Below are 15,318 nucleotides of genomic sequence, written 5' to 3'. Positions count from 1 at the left end.
TCTCGGCCGAAGGTCGCGATCGCATGGCGGACGACCGGCAAAGCCGGACGATAGCGGGCGCGGCGGCGCCGCGGCGTTGTTGGTGGGCCTTCCCGAATAGCGGGTGCGGGCGTCGCTTCCTCCTAGGCCCGCCACGGCGGTCCGCAAGCCTGCGGGCTGCTCCACGTTGTTTCGCCCCTGCGCGTGCCGCTTGGGTGCGGTCCGCCGCTTGAAGCGGGCCTTTCCGGTCGCTCTTCGCCGCCCACCCCCGCTTTGCGGGGAGGCATGTTGCTTTAGCGAAGAGGAGTTCCATTCATGCGTGCGAACAACCGGCCTCGTGCCCGCCGAAACGTTGCAAAAGGTGTGGCCCCCAAGCCGCGAACCAACCTGTATGACGAGGTCACCGCCAGGATCGTGGCGGAGCTGGAAGCGGGGCGGTTCCCGTGGGTCCAGCCATGGAGGAGCGCCGGAGCCGCCGGCCCGGCCCTGCCCCGCAACGCGTTGACGGGGCGCTCCTACAGCGGCGTCAATGTGCTGCTTTTGTGGGGGGCGTGCATCCAACAAGGACATGCCTCCCAAAGCTGGTTGACCTTCAGGCAGGCGCTGGAAGCGGGAGGGTCGGTGCGCAAGGGGGAACGGGGGGTCACCGTCGTCTACGCAGACCGCTTCATTCCCAAGGGCGAGGCCGAGCGTGCCGCGCGAGAAGACAAGAACGCACGGGCCGTGCCCTTCCTCAAGCGCTTCACGGTGTTCAATGTCGCTCAGTGCGAAGGGTTGCGGCCCGGTCTGGCGTCCGATCCGGCGCCGCTGCCCGACCGCGAGATTGTCCCGGTGGCCGAAGCGCTCATCTCCGCTTGCGGGGCCGACTTGAGGATCGGCGGCGACAAGGCCTATTATGCCCCTTCGGCGGATTTCGTGGCAGTGCCGCCGCAGCCCGCCTTCTTCGAGCAGATCAATTACTACCGCACCTGCCTGCACGAACTGACCCACTGGACCGGGCATCGCTCCCGGCTGGCACGGGACTTTTCCGGCGCGTTCGGCAGCGCGCCCTATGCCCGCGAGGAACTCGTCGCGGAAATGGGATCAGCCTTCCTGTGTGCGGCATTGGGGATTGTCCCCACCGTTCGCCACGCCGACTACCTCGCCGGATGGATCGATCTGCTGCGCGAGGATAGCCGCGCGATCTTCCGCGCCGCGAGCGCGGCGAGCAAGGCCGCTGAATTCCTGCTCGCCTGCCAGCGCGAACAGGCCGGAGACGGGAGGGTCGCGGCATGATCCTCCTTACGCCCGAGCTTCGCGGCGCGCTGCGCGCCAACGACCGCTCCCATCGCGCCGCGTGCCGTGAGAGCCTGCCCGAAACCGATCCCTTCCCCGTGCTCAAGCTGTTCAATCCGATCGGCGCCGCGACATGGCTGGCGACCGAACTGGGCGAAGACGAAGATACCCTGTTCGGCCTCGCCGACCTCGGGTTCGGCTGTCCGGAACTGGGCTGCTTCTCGCTGTCCGAGATCGCCAGCGTCCGCCTGCCCTTCGGCCTTGGCATCGAACGGGATGAGGGTTTCGAAGGATTGGCGCCGCTCTCGCGCTGGGCCGCCCTCGCCCGCCGTCACGGCTCCATCATCGCCGCCGAGCGCCTGCTGCGCGCCGGTTCGCGATTTCCGCTTCCGTCCGGCGAAGCCCCTGCCGGGGATAGCCGCGACGGCTGACGCGCGGCGCGTTTCCGCCGCTTTCCCGCCGGTCCCGCTCGTCCTTCCACAACCACCGGAACCGGCCCTCCCATGGAGTACCTGTCATGAAACTCGATTTTCTACCCCTGGACAAGCTCACCGTCAGCAGGATCAACATGCGCGCGCGCGGCAAGGCGCCCGATGTTACCGACATCCTCCCCTCGATCCGGGCGCGCGGCGTGCTGGTGCCGCTGATCGTGCGGCCCGCACCCGAGGGCGACTTCTACGAGATCGTCGCTGGCCTACGCCGCTACACCGCCGCCGCGCTCGTCGCGCAGGAGAACGGCGGGACCAATCCGCTGCCCGCCGCAATCATCGATCCCGGCGACGACGCCGCCGCGCTGGAGGCCTCGCTTCTGGAAAACATCGCCCGACTCGCGCCCGACGAGGTGACCCAATGGGAGACGTTCGCCCGGCTGGTGCGCGAGGGCCGCAAGCTCGAAGACATCGCGGCGACCTTCGGCCTGCCCGAGTCCATGGTTCGCCGCGTGCTGGCGCTCGGCAATCTGATGCCGCGCATCCGCGACCTCTATCGCCGCGAGAAGATCGACGCGGCGACGGTGCGCCACCTGACCATGGCGACCAAACAGCGCCAGCGCGACTGGCTCACGCTGTTCGCCGATCCCGACCGGCGCGCGCCGACCGGGCATCAGTTGAAGGCCTGGCTATGCGGCGGGGCTTCGATCCCCACCACCGCCGCGCTATTCGATCTTGCCACCTATCCGGGGCAGGTCCTCACCACCCTGTTCGGCGACGAAGCCTATTTCGCCGACCCGGAGCAGTTCTGGACGGCGCAGATGGCGGCCGTCGAGGACCGCGCGGGTGCGTGCCGGGAGGCCGGGTGGAGCGAGGTGGTCGTGGTACCCCGGAACGAACCCTTCCACGCATGGGAATACGAGAAGGTCGCCAAGCGCAAAGGTGGGCGCGTCTACATCGACGTGCGTTCCAGCGGCGAGGTAACCGTTCATGAGGGATATCTTTCACGCCGGGAGGCGCGCCGCGCCGAACAGAGCGAAATTGGCGACGCCAAACCCGCCCGCCCCGAAATCACCGCCGGAATGCAGACCTATATCGACCTTCATCGCCATGCGGCGGTGCGGGCCGAACTGCTCGGGCATCCGATGATGGCGCTGCGCCTCATGCTCGCCCACGCCATCGCCGGTTCGCCGCAATGGTCGATCCGCCCCGACCCGCGCACCGCGCGGCATGAAGAGACGATGGAAAGCGCTGAAGGGTCTCGCGCCGAGGCGGTGTTCGACGCCGCGCGGCGCGATGCGCTGTCCCTGCTCGAATCGCCGCCCGGCGAACCGACACTGGTCGGCGGCGCCGGCGACCATGGCCTCGCCAGTCTGTTCGCGCGCCTCCTCGCGCTCGCCGACGAGGCGGTATTGGGTCTGGTCCCGCTGGTCATGGGCGAAACGCTCATGACAGGCAGCGCCGCCGTCGAGGCAGTGGGCACGACGCTCGGGGTCGACATGGCCGACTGGTGGGAGGCCGATCCCGCCTTCTTCTCGTTGCTGCGCGACCGCGAGGTCTTGACGCGCATGGTCGCGGAAGTGGCGGGCGAAACGGTTGCCCAGGCCAATGCCGCCGAAAAGACCGCCACGCTCAAGATCATCATCGATGCCCACCTGCAGGGCGCCGACGGGCGCGCCAGGGTCGAGCGCTGGGTGCCGCGCTGGATGCGCTTCGGCCCCGGTGCCTACACGGATCGCGGCGGCGTCGGCACCGTCAAAGCCGCGCACAAGGTGGAGGCCGCGCGAGCGGCGCTGATCGGCGCGACAGCGTCGGGGGAGGACGGGACCGGAGAAGAGAACCGCGCCCGACCCTCGCCCCACGCGGATGGCGAGGAGCCGCTGGCCGCGTGACGGCGACAGGGGCGGTCTTCGGGCCGCCCCGAATTTTTCGCGCGCCGCCGCCCACGGGCGGCGGCGCGTTTGCATGACAGGAGATAAGAGCCACGAACCGGCCCTTCGTCGGTGGTCCTCTCGACCGGCCCCGCCTCGGGCGGGACATCCCCGCTCCCGGAGACCTTGCCATCCCTCGCCTCGTCGCAGCGATCGTACGCCGTGCTATGAGAACAAATTTGGAACATGCTATGATGCCCCGAAACGATTCGTCAAAGAGGGTTACCATCATGACCGGTCTGCCAAAGCTGAGCATCGCCGATGCCATCGGCCACAACGACGCCGCCGACCCAATCCCGTTTGGACGTTGGATCCTCCAGCAGGCCGAGCGCGGCGGGCTGATCGGCCAGCTGGCGGCGGCGGCGAAGACCGACCGGGCCTTTCCCAAGGACGGCGATCCCACCGACGTGCGCAAGCGGCTGAACCTCCAGGGCGCCGACCCCGACATGCACGAGGCGCTCGACGACGCCGAGCTCGACTGGAAGAGCTACTGATGAGCGATACCAGGCTGATCGCGCATGCCCGGCGGCTCCACGACCTCGCCGCCGCGCGGACCGGAACGCGCGCCGACCTCGTCGCCTTGCGCGATCTGGTCCCGCAGCTTCTCGAGCGGTTCGGCGCGCTGGTGCCCGATACCGACAATGCTTCGCAGGCGCAGGAAGACATCGGGGCGCGGACCGCCCCGGTCGTGCCGATCAGACAAGCCCGCTAAGCCGTAACGAGCATCGTGCGCGGCTGGAGCGCCGCGCGCGGTGCCCAGCGCCGAGAGCACGACCGACTTACATGATCGAACGCATCGAACCGTCGCTGGCGCGGCGCATCGCCCTGGCCGCCCAGGGGTTCGGGGCCAGGCGTCCGGACAAGCCGGGTCCAGCCCAGTTGCTGCGGACCTTGGGCAAAGTGCATCTGCACCAGATCGACAGCGTCAACGTGCTCGCCCGCGCCCATTACCTCCCGGCCTGCTCGCGTCTTGGCATCTATGACCGCAGCGACCTCGACTCCCTCGCCTGGGGGCCGAAGCGCAAGCGCCGGCTGTTCGAGTACTGGGCGCATGAAGCCTCGCTGTTGCCCTTCGACCTCCATCCGCTGCTGCGCTGGCGCATGGCGCAGGCCGATCGCGGGCAAACCGGCTGGACCGGCATGCGCATTTTCGCGACCGAACGCCGGGCCGAGGCCATGGCCCTGCTCGATCGCATCCGTAGCGACGGCCCTCAGGCAACGTCGGGTTTCGAGGCGCACAAGGGCCAGTCGGGCTGGTGGGAGTGGAGCGATACGAAACGCGCGCTCGAATGGCTGTTCTGGGCCGGCCACATCACCACCGCCACCCGGCGCGGCAGTTTCGAGCGCGTCTACGATCTGCCCGACCGCGTCCTGCCGGCCGAGGTCGTCGCCGCGCCCACGCCCAGCGACGCCGAGGCGCACCGGGCGCTGATCGAACGCGCCGCCGCCGCTCATGGCATCGCCACGTCCGGGGAACTGCGCGACTACTTCCGCCAGCCGCCCGAAGCTGCCCGCCAGGCCATCCGCGAACTGGCGGAAGAAGGAATTCTGATTCCCATAGACGTACCGGGATGGCGCCACGCCTGGCTCCACCGTGATGCCCGTCGCCCGCGCCGGATTGATGCGCGGGCGCTGCTCGCCCCGTTCGATCCGCTGATCTGGGAACGCGATCGCACCGAGCGCCTGTTCGGTTTCCACTACCGAATCGAGATCTATGTGCCGGCCGAAAAACGCCGTCATGGCTACTACGTGCTGCCATTCCTACTCGGCGACCGGCTCGTCGCCCGCGTCGATCTCAAGGCCGATCGCAAGGCTTCGCGCTTGCTTGTCCAGTCGCTGCATCTTGAACAGGGTGCGCCCGGCCATACCCGCGAAGCCCTGCGATCCGAACTCAGCACCATGGCGCAATGGCTCGAGCTCGACGCCGTCGACTGGGCCACCTAGCGGCGGAATTGCCCGGGCCGCGCCCGGCGACCCGCGCGTCGATCGAGGCACGAGTGCCCTGCGCTGAACGGTCTCACGCTCCAGCGCAAACGGCGCGGCGTGCTGCGCCGCGCGCTGACCGCCACGGCCCCAGCGTCGAGGAGGCGTTTTTCCCAAGACGCGCCGCCGGACGGCGCGGCGAAGCGATGCGGTTGCCGCGCCGGGTCGCGGTAGTGCAATCGTGCCGGTTGGCGGTCGCGGCGCCCGATGGCGCGGTGCACCCTTGACCAGTCAGGTCCGCGCCGTGGCCGGTCGCCTGCAGGTCCTTCGATAGCAACCACGTCCCACCCGGCCTCTTCACTGGCTGATCTGGCCAGGAGCGCCTTCGGCTCGGGCGACTGGCCGCAACGGCCAGCCAGCGGGTTTCTTCCCTTGCGCTGCGCGCATTCCTCGCGGGACCAAGAAACCCGCTGACTGACCGTCCTTCGCTGCGCTGCGGGCTTGCGCTGCGGCGTCGACCCGTCCCTGGCCTCGCGATCGCCATCGAGGCCGCGATGGGCGTGGTCTCGAAATCGAAAAAGGACCTGCATCATGGCGACCATCGGCCACTTCATCCGTACCAGCAACGAGTTCAAGGGCTCCATCACCACGCTGGCCATCCTGGCGAAGAACGTCCGCATGACCCCCGACACCACCAGCACTTCCGACAAGGCCCCGTCGCACCGGCTGACCGTCGGCGACACCGAAATCGGCGCCGCCTGGAAAAACGCCCCCAACGCCGACAAGCGTCCGAGCTACAAGGTGAAGCTCGACGATCCCAGCTTCGCCGCCCCGATCTACGCGACGCTGATCGAGCGCGAGGACGGCGGCCACGACCTGATCTGGAGCCGGCCCACCCGGCGCCGCGAGGACTGAGGCGCTGGAGGTGCCCGCCCGAACCGTCGGGTGGGCACTTTCTCGCGCATACGACAAACCCGCCGCGCAGGCTTGCATCCGGCGCTTCCCCGGCAAGAATTCCCGCATGGGACCGGACCTCGATCATCTGCCCCCGCTCCAGCGCGCCGCCCTGGAGCGCGTCGTGCACATCGTACGCGAGGCCTTCGCCATCGCGGTGTCGCGCGCGACGCAGCCCTGGAAACGACATGGCGAAATCCACCGGATCGTGCTGTTCGGACCGCTCGCCGCATCCGGCCGACCGGTGGCGAACACGGCCGCCCGGAATGAACCTGCCAGTGACTCCACCGTGCTGGTCGTCGTCAGCCACCGGGATCTCGCCGCGATGCCCAAGTACTGGCGCCCCGCCGAGGACGCCATCCGCCATGATCCGGCGATCGACCGGTCCGTCACAATCCTCATCCATGCGTGCGATGAGGTCGATGCCGGCATCGCGCGCGGCGACGCGTTCTGGACCGATATCGCCCGAGCCGGCATCGCTCTTTACGAACGAGCCGGCGCCGCGCCTGCCTTTACCGCGCCCTTTTCCGATTCAACGGATCGAGGCGAAGACGGCGGCGGGGAGGTGGCTCAGGGCCAGACCACAGAGACAGCGCATGCCGTCTTGCGAAGCTGGGCGGCCAGGGTCGACGACGCGCTCAATGTCGCGCGCTTCTGCCGGGAGACGGGCAATCGGCGCGACACCGCCTTCACGCTGCATCAGGCCGCGGAACGCGCTTATTTCTGCCATCTGCTCGTGCGCGGCGGGTACGCGCCGCGCACGCACAACCTCACGTTCCTGCGCTCGCTGGCCGAAGCGAGCGAGCCGCGCCTGGCGCCGTGCTGGCCGCGCGCGGCCAAGATCGACCGCCGACGCTTCGACCTTCTCAAGCGCGCCTGCGTCGATGCGCGCTACGCTCCCCAATACGCCATCGAGATCGACGATCTCGATGCGATCGCGGCAAGCGTGCGGGCCTTGCGCGATGCCGTTACGGCGCTGTGCAGCGCCTGGCTCGACGAACGGCACCTGCCCGAACCGCACCACGACGAACGGCGCGAGGCGCACCACGACGAACGGCGCGGGGCGCACCGGCGATAGTCCTGCGGGTCCGGGCGCGTCGCGGGACCCGCGCGGCGGTCCGCGATGTGCCCTCGATCGGGCGGCTGGCGCGGGCACGCCCTGTGCGCGCTGCCGCGCGGTCTGTCTTCCAGCCGGCTGACGCCCGCAACCGCACAGGCTGCCGCGATGCACCGGCAGACGCCGTGCGGGCCCTTGCAAGAGCGACGAGCGACCGAACCGCTTGGCCAATGGCGCCGGGTGCCCCGCCTGGATGTCGATTGGCCCGGGCCGGGTGCACGGGTGGCGGCCATGCAAGTCCGATTGGCTCTGCCGTGAAGACCATCCCCTCGAATGCGCCTGTCTGCGAGCCGTGGGCCGCCTTGTGCCGTCAACCCCGCAAGGGGGTTCCCCTGCGCGCGAGCGCTGCGGTGACGTCTGCGGCCCCGGCTCTGCGTTTGGCGCCATCGGGGATGGTCCCCGAGCATCCCAAGGAGTTTACGAACATGGCCACCACCGTCGCAACCCTCACCGTCAAGGGTGACAGCTTCGAGGGCACCCTCGCCACCTTTACCGTGAGCGGTCCGATCTCGATCATTCCCAACACCCGCAAGGTCCGGGACGCCGAGCCCGACTACCGCATCATCAGCCGCCGCAACGGCTTCGAGCTCGGCGCGGGCTGGAAGAAGTCCTCGCAGACCACCGGCGCCGACTACGTCTCGGTGGTCCTCTCCGCGCCTGAGTTCGGCACGATCTACGGCAACATCGCCAATGCGCCGGGCGACGATCCGACCAGGAAGGTCATCATCTGGAACGCGCCGGCCTGAACCGCTCGGCCCCGCTCCCGGGCGGGGCCGTTTTGTCGCATCGTTCGAGCATCGCTGCGATCCAATGCATGCGGCGAGGCGCGTTGGCCCGCGCGGGCTGCGGGCTGCGGGCTGCGCCCATCGGCGCCCCTGCCCGGCGGCGCAATACCCGGTTCCGGGGAGCGGGGTCCCCCGATCCCGGAATTCCCGCGCGTTCGGGCGCGAGCGAAGCTGCCCTCCTGCCTGCAAGGAGGGACGATGGGCCCCGATCACGCCGCGCCCGCGATGCGCGAACGCCTCGACATGGCCGGCTTCGCGCAGGAATTCCTGCGGCGCAACGCCCGCTACCGCGCGCAGTACCGCCGGGTGATGCGCGGCCACCATCCCGACCGCTCCACACCGGAGCAGGAGGCAATGGCCCGAAAATGGGGCCTGTGCTTTCCCGTGCGATCCGCGCGCCTTCGCCGCGGACGCGCCGGCGCTGTGGATGGCCAGCCTGGCCCCCGACGTCATCATCCTCGATGCCGCGCCGCCCGGATCCACCGGCGCGCCGCCGCTCCGGCTTGAAGACGCCGGCCCGCCGCTCGTCGATCGCGGGCTCGCCAATGGCCGCCACCTCGTCCTCGCCGATGGCGACGGCCGGCACCGCCTCTGGCTGCGCGAACCGGCAACGGACGGACCGCTGGCCTGCGTGATTCCATGGGACGAGGCGTTCGGACAGCGCCTGGGGGCCGTCCGCCGTCTCGAACGGCATCTGGCGGATGACCGCGCGGCGATGCCCGAAGGCACGCGCCGGGCGACCGCGTTCCAGCAACGCCGGCTGAACCTGCTGCTCGACATCGTCGATGCGCTCGGGCCCCAGTCACAGCCGCCGCCATCCACCTACGAGATCGCGGCCCGGTTCGTGTATCCGCGCATGACGATCGGCCGGGGCGCGGAATGGAAGTCGTCGTCGGAACGTCGGCGGACCCAGCGTCTCATCAAGGAGGCGCTGGAACTCGTCGAGATGGGCTACCTGCGCCTCCTGTGCGATTGAGCCGATCGTGATCGGCTGCACCTTGGCCGGCTGTTTCCAGGCCGGCTGACCCCATGCCAAGAGACCGGCCATGCGGCTTGCGAGCAGCCGCCTTTGGCACAGCGAACCTAAGTTCGACGCCGAACATCCAGGCGCGAGCGCCGCGCCATTCCCTGGACGTCGCGGCACCGACGGCAGCGCGAATCCGCTCTCGGCGCAAAGCCTCGAACCGGCCCCGCCCGCCGCCTGCGCGCCGGAGGGGCGACAAAACCGGGCGCTGCAATTCAGCCGCTCCGGCCCGCCGCGCCTTGTGCGCCAGGGTGCTCCCATCCTGTCGGACGCACTTCCCGCGCCGACACTCCCCGATGGAGGACGCCTTTGGACCACCCGACTTTCCCCCCTGCGCCGCTTTACCTGCGAACGCCCGACGCCGCGCTGCGGCTCGGGCTCAGTCCGCGCACTCTCGAAAAGCATCGCTGCTACGGAACCGGTCCCGCCTTCTACAAACTGGGCGGCCGCGTCGTCTATACGATCGAAGCGATCGACGCCTGGGCCCAGATGGGCCTGCGCCGCTCGACCTCCGATCCGGGCAGCGGCGTCTGCCACCCCGCCCGGCGCCGCAACGGCCCGGTCCGGCGCTGAGCAATGTCCCGGCGCCCCCTTCCCCGTTTGGCCGGGCACGGCGAATACGCCCAGCTCGACCTGTTCCGGTCGATCCCCGGCGACATCGCCGCGCGCGATGCGCAGGATCTCATGTCCTGGCCCTTCTTCAGCCTCGCCAAATCGCGGCGCACCGCGCCGATCACCTTCCGGATGGGCGCGACCTGGATCGACGTCGAGGCCGTGCCCGAGCACGGCATGGCGACGATCTGGGATGCCGACGTCCTCATCTGGGCCGCCAGCCAGCTGATCCAGGCCCGCGATGCCGGCCGGCCGACCTCGCGCCTTGTGCGCACGACTCCCCATGAAATCCTCGCCTTCACCCAGCGCGGCACCGGCAAGGCCAGCTACGATCGCCTCAAGGCGGCGCTCGACCGGCTTCAGTCGACTACCGTCGCCACCTCGATCCGCCAGGATCACCAACGCCGGCGCCATCGCTTCTCGTGGATCAACGAGTGGCGCGAACTGTCCGACGGCGAGCGACGGGTGCGGGGGATCGAACTGATCCTGCCCGACTGGTTCTATGCCGGCGTTCTCGATCGGGCGCTGATCCTGACAATCGACCGCACCTATTTCGCGCTGACCGGCGGCCTCGAACGCTGGCTCTACCGCCTCGTGCGCAAGCATGGCGGACGCCAGCCGACCGGATGGAGTTTCGATGTCGATCATCTCCACCTCAAATCGGGCGTGCTCTCGCCGCGCCGCCGGTTCGCCTTCGAACTGCGCGCGATCGTCTCGCGCCAGCCGCTTCCCGGATACACCCTCGCGCTCGAACACGCGCTGGGCCGCGAGCGCCTCTCGTTCGCGCCGATACCCGACGATACCTCCTCGTTGTCGCTGCGCCGCTGGCGCCGCGAGCCTGCGGACAACCTGCCATGAGGCTCGGATTATCGGGAACACCCCGGTTCGGACCATCGGGAACCGCGAACACGGACGATCGGGAACGCCGCAGCGGCGCAAAGCCCCGGAATTGCACGGAGAATCGGCACCCCTCTAACGATGCTAATAGAAAAGAATCCTTCGGATTCTTCCTAACCGGCGCCGCGCGAGCGCTTGCCCGCCGCCGCCCCGCATCGGATCCACGCACGGCAGCCAGGCGCCGGGACGACATTGCGACCAAGCCCGTGTGCCCGCGCGGTTTACAGCCCGCCGCCCGCGCCTCGCCGCCGGCGCGCACCCACGAGCCCTCCGTCTCCCCCTTCCATCCCCATCGCCATCGCCAGCACCCGCCCACCGCTTGGAGACCCGTCATGATACCGTCCTCCGATCGTCGCACGCCGCCTGTCGCCCTCCCCGCTCGCGCCTCGCGCGACACGCTGACCCACGTCGAACTCGTCTGGATCGAACGCCGTCTCGAGCACTGGATCCGCTTCGGCCGCGTCGCCCGCGAGCAGGTGGTCAGCCGCCGCACCCGCATCGTTTCGTTCCGCGCCGATGCGGTCTTCGCGTTCGTGCGCTGGTCGGCCAACGACTTCGGCACCGTGCGCTCACGCATCGACATCCTGCGCGCCGTGCATCCCGGGGATGCCTATTCGACTGTCCCCTTCGTGCGCCCAGGCGCCGAGATCCTGCTCTCGATCGAAGGCTGGCCAAAAGTGGCCAGAGTGCTCGAAGCGATCGACGCCATCGAGGCGGAAGGGCTCGATCCGTGCGAAGCGGCGTCCGAGCACTGGCGCCACGTCCACAATCGGCTGACCATCGGCGAACCGGCACGGCCCTACACCGCGCAGCGCCACCAGGCGTGGCTCAAGCGCAAGGCGCTGGGCGAATGACCCGCTTCGGCTATGTCGCCGCGACGGTCCTTGTGGTCGATCTCTTCGCGGCACTCTTCCTCGCGCAACATTGGCGCCAGCCGCGCCCGCGCCTGCTGTGGAACGCCAGTGCCAGCGCGCCCATCGGGCTTTACCGCGTGGCTGCAATCGACCATCCCCGCGTCGGCGACCTGGTCGTGCTCACGCCCCCTGCCCTCCTCGCCGGTCTCATGGCGCGGCGCGGGTACCTGCCGCGCGGCGTGCCGCTGGTGAAGCGGGTCGCGGGGCTTCCTGGGGCGCGAATCTGCCGCGACGGCTCTGTCGTGACGATCGCTGGCCATGCCGCCGCGATCGCCCGCCCGCGCGATGCCGGCGGACGGGCGCTGCCTTCCTGGCGCGGTTGCCGGGTCGTTGGCGGGGGCGAGCTGTTACTCCTCAACCCCGGCCTCGACAGCTTTGATGGGCGCTATTTCGGGGCGATCGAAGCGACCGGGCTGGTCGGGCGCGCCATCCCGATCCTGACCCGTGAGGCGGCGCATTCGCCGCTGCGCTGGCATGGATGGCGCGGCGCGGCCGCGACCCCGCTACTGTCGAAGGGAGGCAAATCGTGCCATTAGCCCGCTGCTTTCGGCGCGGCGCCGCCGATGCGCTTCGGAGCCGCGAAACCACGTTCGGTGCGCGCGGTTCGCCGTCGCACCTCGCGCCGGATGGACATTCGGGCTCGGCTCCGCGGCGCTTGCCGATGCCCTCAAGCACCGCATGCGGCGCACGAATGTCAAAGATCGGCCGCGGCGGGTCAGCGGCGCGCGCCGTGTCCCGGACCTTGCAGATGCTCTGCCTCGTCGGGACAGCCCTCCCGATGGTATCGGCATCGAGCGCTCCTGCTGGTCCCGTGCCGCCAATACCCAGGCAGCGCGAACTGCAGGCAGGACCCTTCGCACCGCATGTGCGCGAAGCGGCGCTTCGCTTCAGCATCCCCGAAGCCTGGCTCATCGCCGTCATGCGCACGGAAAGTGCCGGCGATCCGCGTGCCCGCTCGTCCGCCGGTGCCATCGGACTGATGCAGGTCATGCCCGCGACCTGGCGCGATCTGACCGCGCGCCACCGGCTCGGCGACGACCCCTGGGATCGGCGCGCCAATGTCCTTGCGGGGGCTGCGTACCTGCGCGACATGATCGAGCGCTACGGCGACCTCGAAACCGGGCTCGCCGCCTATAATGCCGGCCCGGCCCGCGCCGACGCATGGCGCCGGGGAGCGCGCGCCCTGCCCGCCGAAACCGTGCACTACGTCGCGAAAGTCATGCGCCTGCTCGGCCGCGACGCCGGGGTCACGCCGACCTTCGCGCCCGCCGGCGCCGCGCCGCCGGACTGGCGCGATTCGCCACTGTTCACGGGCGGCGCGGGACCCGGTCCGGCTGCTTTGCCGCCCGCTACAAATGCTGGTTCACCCTCGATCGCGTCGGCTGAAATGGTGGGACCAGCGCCGCCGGCGACCGCTGCGCTGCCCGCCGAGCGCCTCTTCGTCGCGCTATCTCCTGCAGGCCAGTGACATGACGCCGCGCGCAGCCGTGCATCGATCTCGGGCCTCGGCCGCCTTGATGGGTGAACGCAGCAGCAGGTCAGCAAGGTACCTGGATGAAAGGTTTGGGAGATGGCGAGATAAAAGGCGTGCCAGCCAGTGGCGCCTATGTGGTTGTATAGCTGAGGAAATTCTGTCTGGCATCGCATTTGCGCGACTGGCGCAGCCGCGCTTTTCTGCCATGTTTTCAATGAATACATGTCTGGCACTAGGCTGCGCGGGCCGATCATGAGCGCGGACGACGGCGATTTTCGGATAAGGCCGGGCAAGGTCCGCGATCGCTCCGCCGGTGGGCAACGGCTCGCCGTTCAGGTCCGCCGCGCGGCCGCCAGGGCCGGGCACCTGCGGCGCGGGCCCACCGGTTCGCGCGGGACCGGCAGTCTTGGCCGGGGCCGCATCGCCCGCCTGCGCACCACCGGCCGGGCCGGCCGTCGCCGCGTCGTCGTCAAGGCCCGCGTCGTGCGCCACAAGGGTGTGCGGTTTCGGGCGGCGCCGCTCTCCCGGCACATCGCCTACCTCAAGCGCGAGGGCGTCTCCCACGATGGCCAGGACGCCGAGATGTTCGACGCCGGTTCGGACCAGGCCGACCCTGCTGCGTTCGCCCGGCGCTGCGAGGACGACCGGCATCATTTCCGTTTCATCGTCTCGCCCGAGGACGCGGCCGAACTCGCTGACTTGCGCACTTTCACCCGCGAACTGATGCAGGATGTGGCCGGCGACCTGGAGACTCGGATCGACTGGGTCGCGGTCGATCATTGGAACACCGACAACCCGCACGTTCACGTGCTGGTGCGCGGCGTAGACCAGACCGGCGCCGACCTCGTCATCGACCGCGACTACATCCGCGAAGGCATGCGAACCCGCGCCGAGAACCGCGCGACCCTCGAACTGGGGCCCCGCAGCGAGCGCGAGATCCGAAGCGCTCTCGAACGCGAGGTGGATGCCGATCGCTGGACCAGCCTGGACCTGCGGCTGCGCCGCATGGCCGACGAACTTGGCGGCGTGGTCGATCTTCGCCCGCAGCACGGCGACGATCCGCACATGCGCGGCCTGCTGCTCGGGAGGGCCGACAAGCTCGAGCGGCTCGGCCTTCTCGAGGCCCAGGGATCGGCGCGCTGGGTGCTGAAGCCGGGCGCCGAACCCGTGCTGCGCGACCTCGCCATCCGCACCGACATCATCAAGACGATGCACCGCGCTCTCGCGGGAAGCGGCGGCGTTCCGGACGTGGCGGCCTTCGCGCTGCATGGCGAAGTCCCCAGCGATCCGGTCCTCGGACGCCTGGTCGAGCGCGGTCTCCACGACGAGCTGGCGGGCACCGCCTATGCCGTCATCGATGGCCTCGACGGCCGCACCCATCACGTGCGCTTCGCCGACCTCGACATGACCGGCGATGCAGCCCCCGGCGCGATCGTCGAACTGCGCGCGTGGCCGGACATGCGAGGGCAGACCCGGCTGTCGCTGACGACGCGCTCGGACCTCTCGCTCAAGGAACAGATCGACGCGCCCGGCGCGACCTGGCTCGATCGCCAACTCATCGCGCGCGACCCGCCCGCCAGCGGCAACGGGTTCGGCCTCGAGTATCGCGACGCGCTGGAGGCACGCGGCCGCCATCTCGAAGCGGCCGGGCTGGCCCGCCGCCAGGGCGGCGGCTATCGGTTCGCGGACGATCTCGTCCAGACCCTGCGGGGCCGCGAACTCGCGGCGAGCGCCAGCGCCATCGCTGCAAGCAGCGGTCTCGTGCACCGTCCCTCGCAGCCGGGCAATCATGTCGCGGGCATCTATCGCGAACGGGTGACCCTCGCCTCGGGGCGATTCGCGATGATCGACGATGGCCTGGGCTTCCAGCTGGTGCCCTGGCGCCCGGCGCTCGATGCCCATCTGGGCCGGCATCTTAGGGGCACGATGGGACCAGGTGGAACGGTCGACTGGTCCCTTGGAAGAGGGCGCGGGCCCTCCCTGTAAAGCAATGGCAAGGCCTGGC

At 69.6% G+C, this 15,318-nt stretch carries 17 protein-coding genes; all 17 read left to right on the top strand.

Annotated elements, in window-relative coordinates:
• Positions 1 to 294: 294 nt before the first annotated feature.
• The 17 genes from TQ38_RS08940 (at position 295) to TQ38_RS08860 (ending at position 15,299) form a co-directional block, all read left to right on the top strand.
• Positions 295 to 1,254: an ArdC family protein gene (locus TQ38_RS08940; protein ID WP_043979292.1), complete on the top strand. Its 960-nt coding sequence runs from the start codon at positions 295 to 297 to the stop codon at positions 1,252 to 1,254.
• Positions 1,251 to 1,685: a DUF2958 domain-containing protein gene (locus tag TQ38_RS08935; RefSeq protein ID WP_113941904.1), complete on the top strand. Its 435-nt coding sequence runs from the start codon at positions 1,251 to 1,253 to the stop codon at positions 1,683 to 1,685. Before TQ38_RS08940 ends, TQ38_RS08935 begins: the two co-directional genes overlap by 4 nt.
• Before the next feature lie 86 nt (positions 1,686 to 1,771).
• Positions 1,772 to 3,574, top strand: coding sequence for a ParB/RepB/Spo0J family partition protein (locus TQ38_RS08930; protein WP_082057587.1), 1,803 nt, complete (start codon positions 1,772 to 1,774; stop codon positions 3,572 to 3,574).
• Positions 3,575 to 3,843: 269 nt separating this feature from the next.
• The gene (locus TQ38_RS08925; RefSeq protein ID WP_082057588.1) at positions 3,844 to 4,107 is read left to right on the top strand and encodes a hypothetical protein; all 264 of its coding nucleotides are present in this window, start codon (positions 3,844 to 3,846) and stop codon (positions 4,105 to 4,107) included.
• A complete protein-coding gene (locus TQ38_RS08920) occupies positions 4,107 to 4,325 on the top strand; it encodes a hypothetical protein (RefSeq protein ID WP_043973234.1) in 219 nt (72 codons plus the stop codon). Before TQ38_RS08925 ends, TQ38_RS08920 begins: the two co-directional genes overlap by 1 nt.
• Positions 4,326 to 4,396: 71 nt before the next feature.
• The gene (locus tag TQ38_RS08915) at positions 4,397 to 5,557 is read left to right on the top strand and encodes a winged helix-turn-helix domain-containing protein (RefSeq protein ID WP_043973237.1); all 1,161 of its coding nucleotides are present in this window, start codon (positions 4,397 to 4,399) and stop codon (positions 5,555 to 5,557) included.
• Between the two features lie 570 nt (positions 5,558 to 6,127).
• Complete coding sequence (locus TQ38_RS08910; protein WP_043973240.1) at positions 6,128 to 6,451, top strand: DUF736 domain-containing protein; 324 nt, start codon at positions 6,128 to 6,130, stop codon at positions 6,449 to 6,451.
• A 106-nt stretch (positions 6,452 to 6,557) separates the two neighbouring features.
• On the top strand, positions 6,558 to 7,568 hold the full coding sequence (locus TQ38_RS08905; RefSeq protein WP_052505612.1) for a HEPN domain-containing protein: 1,011 nt from the start codon (positions 6,558 to 6,560) through the stop codon (positions 7,566 to 7,568).
• Between the two features lie 464 nt (positions 7,569 to 8,032).
• Positions 8,033 to 8,353, top strand: coding sequence for a DUF736 family protein (locus TQ38_RS08900; protein WP_043973525.1), 321 nt, complete (start codon positions 8,033 to 8,035; stop codon positions 8,351 to 8,353).
• A gap of 237 nt (positions 8,354 to 8,590) precedes the next feature.
• The gene (locus TQ38_RS30555; protein ID WP_205316016.1) at positions 8,591 to 8,899 is read left to right on the top strand and encodes a transcriptional regulator domain-containing protein; all 309 of its coding nucleotides are present in this window, start codon (positions 8,591 to 8,593) and stop codon (positions 8,897 to 8,899) included.
• On the top strand, positions 8,820 to 9,368 hold the full coding sequence (locus TQ38_RS08890) for a DUF2285 domain-containing protein (RefSeq protein ID WP_082057589.1): 549 nt from the start codon (positions 8,820 to 8,822) through the stop codon (positions 9,366 to 9,368). Before TQ38_RS30555 ends, TQ38_RS08890 begins: the two co-directional genes overlap by 80 nt.
• A gap of 357 nt (positions 9,369 to 9,725) precedes the next feature.
• Complete coding sequence (locus tag TQ38_RS08885) at positions 9,726 to 9,989, top strand: AlpA family transcriptional regulator (RefSeq protein ID WP_043973242.1); 264 nt, start codon at positions 9,726 to 9,728, stop codon at positions 9,987 to 9,989.
• A 3-nt stretch (positions 9,990 to 9,992) separates the two neighbouring features.
• The gene (locus tag TQ38_RS08880) at positions 9,993 to 10,886 is read left to right on the top strand and encodes a replication initiator protein A (RefSeq protein WP_043973244.1); all 894 of its coding nucleotides are present in this window, start codon (positions 9,993 to 9,995) and stop codon (positions 10,884 to 10,886) included.
• Between the two features lie 371 nt (positions 10,887 to 11,257).
• Complete coding sequence (locus tag TQ38_RS08875) at positions 11,258 to 11,779, top strand: DUF2840 domain-containing protein (RefSeq protein ID WP_043973246.1); 522 nt, start codon at positions 11,258 to 11,260, stop codon at positions 11,777 to 11,779.
• Positions 11,776 to 12,375, top strand: a complete 600-nt coding sequence (locus tag TQ38_RS08870; protein WP_043973248.1) for a S26 family signal peptidase — start codon at positions 11,776 to 11,778, stop codon at positions 12,373 to 12,375. Before TQ38_RS08875 ends, TQ38_RS08870 begins: the two co-directional genes overlap by 4 nt.
• 155 nt (positions 12,376 to 12,530) lie before the next feature.
• Positions 12,531 to 13,307: a lytic transglycosylase domain-containing protein gene (locus tag TQ38_RS08865; RefSeq protein ID WP_240197833.1), complete on the top strand. Its 777-nt coding sequence runs from the start codon at positions 12,531 to 12,533 to the stop codon at positions 13,305 to 13,307.
• A gap of 258 nt (positions 13,308 to 13,565) precedes the next feature.
• Complete coding sequence (locus TQ38_RS08860; RefSeq protein ID WP_043973250.1) at positions 13,566 to 15,299, top strand: DUF3363 domain-containing protein; 1,734 nt, start codon at positions 13,566 to 13,568, stop codon at positions 15,297 to 15,299.
• The last annotated feature ends 19 nt before the right edge of the window (positions 15,300 to 15,318 follow it).

The organism is Novosphingobium sp. P6W (genome assembly GCF_000876675.2).
GTDB lineage: Bacteria > Pseudomonadota > Alphaproteobacteria > Sphingomonadales > Sphingomonadaceae > Novosphingobium.
The sequence above is the reverse complement of the archived record's forward strand: the minus strand, read 5'-3'. Positions and strand labels throughout refer to the sequence as shown.

Bases quoted from the DNA above. Each gene is read 5' to 3' on its own strand.
- TQ38_RS30555 (WP_205316016.1), top strand. From the start codon at position 8,591: ATGGGCCCCGATCACGCCGCGCCCGCGATGCGCGAACGCCTCGACATG.
- TQ38_RS08925 (WP_082057588.1), top strand. From the start codon at position 3,844: ATGACCGGTCTGCCAAAGCTGAGCATCGCCGATGCCATCGGCCACAAC.
- TQ38_RS08905 (WP_052505612.1), top strand. From the start codon at position 6,558: ATGGGACCGGACCTCGATCATCTGCCCCCGCTCCAGCGCGCCGCCCTG.
- TQ38_RS08880 (WP_043973244.1), top strand. From the start codon at position 9,993: ATGTCCCGGCGCCCCCTTCCCCGTTTGGCCGGGCACGGCGAATACGCC.
- TQ38_RS08920 (WP_043973234.1), top strand. From the start codon at position 4,107: ATGAGCGATACCAGGCTGATCGCGCATGCCCGGCGGCTCCACGACCTC.
- TQ38_RS08860 (WP_043973250.1), top strand. From the start codon at position 13,566: ATGAGCGCGGACGACGGCGATTTTCGGATAAGGCCGGGCAAGGTCCGC.
- TQ38_RS08910 (WP_043973240.1), top strand. From the start codon at position 6,128: ATGGCGACCATCGGCCACTTCATCCGTACCAGCAACGAGTTCAAGGGC.
- TQ38_RS08935 (WP_113941904.1), top strand. From the start codon at position 1,251: ATGATCCTCCTTACGCCCGAGCTTCGCGGCGCGCTGCGCGCCAACGAC.
- TQ38_RS08940 (WP_043979292.1), top strand. From the start codon at position 295: ATGCGTGCGAACAACCGGCCTCGTGCCCGCCGAAACGTTGCAAAAGGT.
- TQ38_RS08890 (WP_082057589.1), top strand. From the start codon at position 8,820: ATGGCCAGCCTGGCCCCCGACGTCATCATCCTCGATGCCGCGCCGCCC.
- TQ38_RS08900 (WP_043973525.1), top strand. From the start codon at position 8,033: ATGGCCACCACCGTCGCAACCCTCACCGTCAAGGGTGACAGCTTCGAG.
- TQ38_RS08915 (WP_043973237.1), top strand. From the start codon at position 4,397: ATGATCGAACGCATCGAACCGTCGCTGGCGCGGCGCATCGCCCTGGCC.
- TQ38_RS08870 (WP_043973248.1), top strand. From the start codon at position 11,776: ATGACCCGCTTCGGCTATGTCGCCGCGACGGTCCTTGTGGTCGATCTC.
- TQ38_RS08930 (WP_082057587.1), top strand. From the start codon at position 1,772: ATGAAACTCGATTTTCTACCCCTGGACAAGCTCACCGTCAGCAGGATC.
- TQ38_RS08875 (WP_043973246.1), top strand. From the start codon at position 11,258: ATGATACCGTCCTCCGATCGTCGCACGCCGCCTGTCGCCCTCCCCGCT.
- TQ38_RS08865 (WP_240197833.1), top strand. From the start codon at position 12,531: ATGTCAAAGATCGGCCGCGGCGGGTCAGCGGCGCGCGCCGTGTCCCGG.